Origin of the sequence: Psychroflexus maritimus, from assembly GCF_011089875.1 — a bacterium.
GTDB classification, from domain to species: Bacteria; Bacteroidota; Bacteroidia; order Flavobacteriales; family Flavobacteriaceae; genus Psychroflexus; species Psychroflexus maritimus.
Map to the genome: position 1 here is coordinate 1 of NZ_JAANAS010000086.1, position 442 is coordinate 442.

Genomic DNA, 442 nt, shown 5'->3' on the forward strand with positions numbered 1-442 from the left:
AGCCGACAACGAAATAGGCGAATTCGATTTAACGCAGAAAGATGAGGAAATCAATCCAAATGCGGGAGACCCAAATACAGAAGTCATTTACTATGAGTCAGAAGAAGATTTTGAAGCAGGAATTCCAATTATTAATCCTGAGAATTTCTTTACTTCAGAATCACCACAAACCATTTACGCTGAGGTAGTGAACACAGACAATGAATGTCCATCCTCAACGCAAGTCACTTTTGAAATTACCGTGAATCCATTACCTTTAGTTGATATTTCTAACATGGATGGTTCAGTGATTTGTATTGACCGAGAAACTGGAGAAATTCTTTCTGCTCCTACTTTAGATACAGGGTTAAATGCCAACGATTACGAATTTGAATGGTTCTTGGATGGCGATGAATTAGCCTTTACAGGAAGTGCATTAACGGTAGAAGAAGCAGGATTGTAT

1 pseudogene is annotated in these 442 nt (G+C 38.2%); it reads left to right on the forward strand.

Annotation, left to right across the window (positions count from 1 at the left end):
- A pseudogene (locus G7034_RS10310) lies at nt 1-442 on the forward strand (hypothetical protein); the annotation flags it as partial.